3 protein-coding genes and 1 tRNA gene are annotated in these 3,127 nt (G+C 67.2%); 2 read left to right on the top strand and 2 right to left on the bottom strand.

Annotated features, from left to right (window positions below):
• Positions 1 to 1,484: hypothetical protein (locus K8V11_RS08340; protein WP_303912655.1), on the bottom strand; the 1,484-nt coding region annotated here is incomplete at its 3' end.
• Between the two features lie 271 nt (positions 1,485 to 1,755).
• Here K8V11_RS08340 and K8V11_RS08335 point away from each other — a divergent pair.
• Positions 1,756 to 1,846: transfer RNA gene (locus K8V11_RS08335), tRNA-Ser, on the top strand.
• 314 nt (positions 1,847 to 2,160) lie between these two features.
• Positions 2,161 to 2,796, top strand: a complete 636-nt coding sequence (locus tag K8V11_RS08330; protein WP_303912653.1) for a trimeric intracellular cation channel family protein — start codon at positions 2,161 to 2,163, stop codon at positions 2,794 to 2,796.
• A gap of 69 nt (positions 2,797 to 2,865) precedes the next feature.
• Here the strand turns inward: K8V11_RS08330 and K8V11_RS08325 are convergent.
• Positions 2,866 to 3,127 (bottom strand): DUF1345 domain-containing protein (locus tag K8V11_RS08325; RefSeq protein ID WP_303912650.1); only part of this gene is annotated, 262 nt, incomplete at its 5' end.

Here is a 3,127-nt window from a genome sequence, read left to right as displayed (position 1 = left end):
TCGTCGTCGAGGTCGAGATCCGTCGCCGTGATCTCGTACGTGCGCGTGAAGGAGCTGTCGTTGATGATGACGGTCGAGAAGTCGGACGCATCCGGGGCGGCGAGCGTGGTGTACGAGTCGCCGCCCTCGCGCGCACCGCTCGGCGGGTTGCCCTGGCCGAGCTCGCTGTCCGAGGCCTGCGGGATCGCGCGCCAGATGCCGTTCGCGTCGGCGTCGCCCGTCTCGTTCTCCCACCCGAGCTGCGCGAACTGCGTGAAGTGCTGCAGAACGGCGAGCCCGGCGTCGTAGTACAGCCACCCCGACCAGGGGTCGCGAGCGCTGACGAGCTCCTTCGACGAGTACTGGAACCCGTCGTAGAACGATCCGATGGCGGGCTGGTAGATCGTCATCGTGCGGCGCGATGCGTCGAACCCGGTCGTGATCCAGTTGCCCATCTCGAGCGCGCTGTTCGTGCCGCCGATGCCGGTTCCGGTGCCGCCGGCTTCGTCGTCGTGCGTGTTGTGCGGGCGGTCGGCCGAGTTCGAGAAGGTCGCCTGCCCCTCGGAGTTCCAGACCTCCATGTCGAGCTGTTCGGCGGCCTTCGTCATGTTCGCGTTCTGGTCGTCGGCGCTGCTGTAGTGGAAGCCCATGATGTCGACGGCATCGCGCAGCGAAGCATCGTCGGGATCGGTCAGCTGGTCGCCGAACGTGGTCGGCGGCGTGCCGACGGTATCCCCCGCGACGGTGCGCACCGCCTGGAACAGCGCCTTCTCCTCGGGTGACGAGTAGCCATTGTTCGGATCCTCGTTCGTGGCGCCCTCGTATCCCGCCTCGTCTGCGGCCACCTTCGCCGAGAACTCTTTGTACACCGACGCCTTCGGATCGTGCGTCTCGTTGTAATCGGGATTGATCGAGTCGACCATGATGCCGTACTCGCGATATGCCGCGAGCACGGTGTTCTTGAACCAGATGTACTCGTCGGCCTTGTCGGCCACCCACGCGGGCGTGGCCCACCGGAGGATGCTCAGGTGGATGTCGCCCTCGGCGACGAGCTGCGCGTCGGCGGCGAACTGGAATCCCGGCTCGCGGAGCACATTCGGGTACTCGTCGCGGCTGCGCATCGTGGCGGCGTTCGGCCCGGTCGAGGTGTTGCGGTCGTTGCCCATCTCGATCTTGACGGTGTTCATGATCGGGTGTTCACCGCCGTAGAGCGTCGTCAGCAGCTCCCAGTACTTCTCGGGCTGCTCGGCCTTGTAATCCATCAGCAGGGCGCTCGTCGAGTTCGCCGAGAGCACGCCGAAGCCCTTGAACGTGAGCCCATTGCGGTTCTCCGCCGCGGCCGCGATGTCGGCGCCGGTCACGTCGATCGCAACCGGATCCTCTCCGGCCGCGGCGTTCGCGGCGTACGGCACCGCGATTGTGGCGACGATCAGCGCCGACGCGACGCCGGCCGCACCGCCCCTCCACCAGGATCTGCTGCGGGCATGCATGCGTGGTCGTCTCATCGAGGTCATGTCAGATGTCTCCGTGGGTCTGCGGCATCGATGCCGCTCGGCCTGTGCGCCCGGCGATGGACGCGAAAAGCTGCTTCACTGCGCGACCCAGTCAATAGGCAAACACAAACGAACGTCAAGGTTCGTTTGGCTCATATAGATCACAATCGATCATTTTCCGGCGTTCGGCGCGATCTTCGCGGGTGCATTCCGCGCCTGACCCTCAGCCGATCCCCAGCCTGCTGATTTTGCGCGCTGGTCACCGATCCGTAAGCTTGATCTCGGTGGCGTGTCCGAGCGGCCGAAGGTGCAACACTCGAAATGTTGTGTAGGGTAACCCCCTACCGTGGGTTCAAATCCCACCGCCACCGCCAGCAGAAATCCCCCGCGGGGCCCTGGAATCACAGGGCTCGCGGGGGATTCTTCGTTGGCGAGACGGTGTTCGTCGGTGATCAGCGATCGGATCGCATGGCCTGCTCGAGCGCAATCGCGTGGGGCGTTCTCCGTATGGCGGGCGTGCCCTGTCGGGAGGCTGATCCGCGTTCATCGATCGTCATGGTCCGAGCATATTGGCGCCATCGCTGCCGACCGCGCTCGCAGCGCGCCCGTACGGCGGGATGTTGCGCCCGCGCGCGGCGGGGAGCAGTCTGATGAGCATGAGAACTGCGGACGCGCACGAGGCGGCGAAGTGACCTGGGCGCTTGTGGCCACCCTGTTCGGCACCTTCTTCTTCGCGATCTCGGGGTGCCTGCTGGCCGCGGGCCGCGGGTTCGACCTCGTCGGGTCGCTGCTGCTCGGCGCCCTGACCGGTCTGGGCGGCGGTGTGATCCGCGACCTGATCATCGGCGCGCCGCCGGCTGCCTTCGACGAACCGATCAACCTGGTTCCGCCCGTGCTCGCGGCGCTGCTGGTCTATCTGCTCGCCCGGGGTGTGCAGCGCTTCCGGCGCACGCTGCTCGTGTTCGACGCCGGCGGCCTCGCCCTGTTCTGCACGACCGGCACGGTCACGGCACTCAACGCCGGCCTGAACTCGGTCTCGGCGACCGTGCTCGGTGTGACCACCGGTGTCGGCGGCGGCCTGCTGCGCGACGTCGTGGCCAACCGCGTTCCGCAGCTGTTCAACCCCAACGACCTGTATGCGGTGCCGGCGATCATCGGCGCCGCGCTCGTCGCGGTGCTGTGGGAACTGGGCTGGTACTCCTCACTGGCGGGCCTCGCGGTGGCCGGGTTCGTCTTCGCGTTCCGGGTCGCGTCGCTGCGGTTCCGCTGGCGCATTCCGCACGCGACAGCACCGTGGAGCCGCGACGCGCCGTCCGCGGAGTGAGGGCGCCACGGCGGCTGCCCGACGGGATCCTGCGGATCGTCGCGGCGAACGCCCGGATCCGCCGCGCGCTCATCCGCTGACGAGGAGCGAGACGATCATCGCGATGATGACGGTGTTGAAGGCGAACGCGGTCGCCGCGTGCACCGTGACGTTGCGCCGCGTTGAGCGGTCGGTGATGACGACGTCGGAGGTGCCGAACGTCATCTGCACGGCGAGCGAGAAGTACAGGTAGTCGGCGAAGCCGATGCGTCCGCGCCCCGGGAAGGCCAGCCCGCCGCGTCCGCGCGAGATGTAGTTCTCGGTGAAGAGCAGCGCCGTATTGATCCAGGTG

This window comes from Dietzia timorensis (genome assembly GCF_020742175.1).
GTDB classification, from domain to species: Bacteria; Actinomycetota; Actinomycetes; order Mycobacteriales; family Mycobacteriaceae; genus Dietzia; species Dietzia timorensis_A.
The sequence above is the reverse complement of the archived record's forward strand: the minus strand, read 5'-3'. Positions and strand labels throughout refer to the sequence as shown.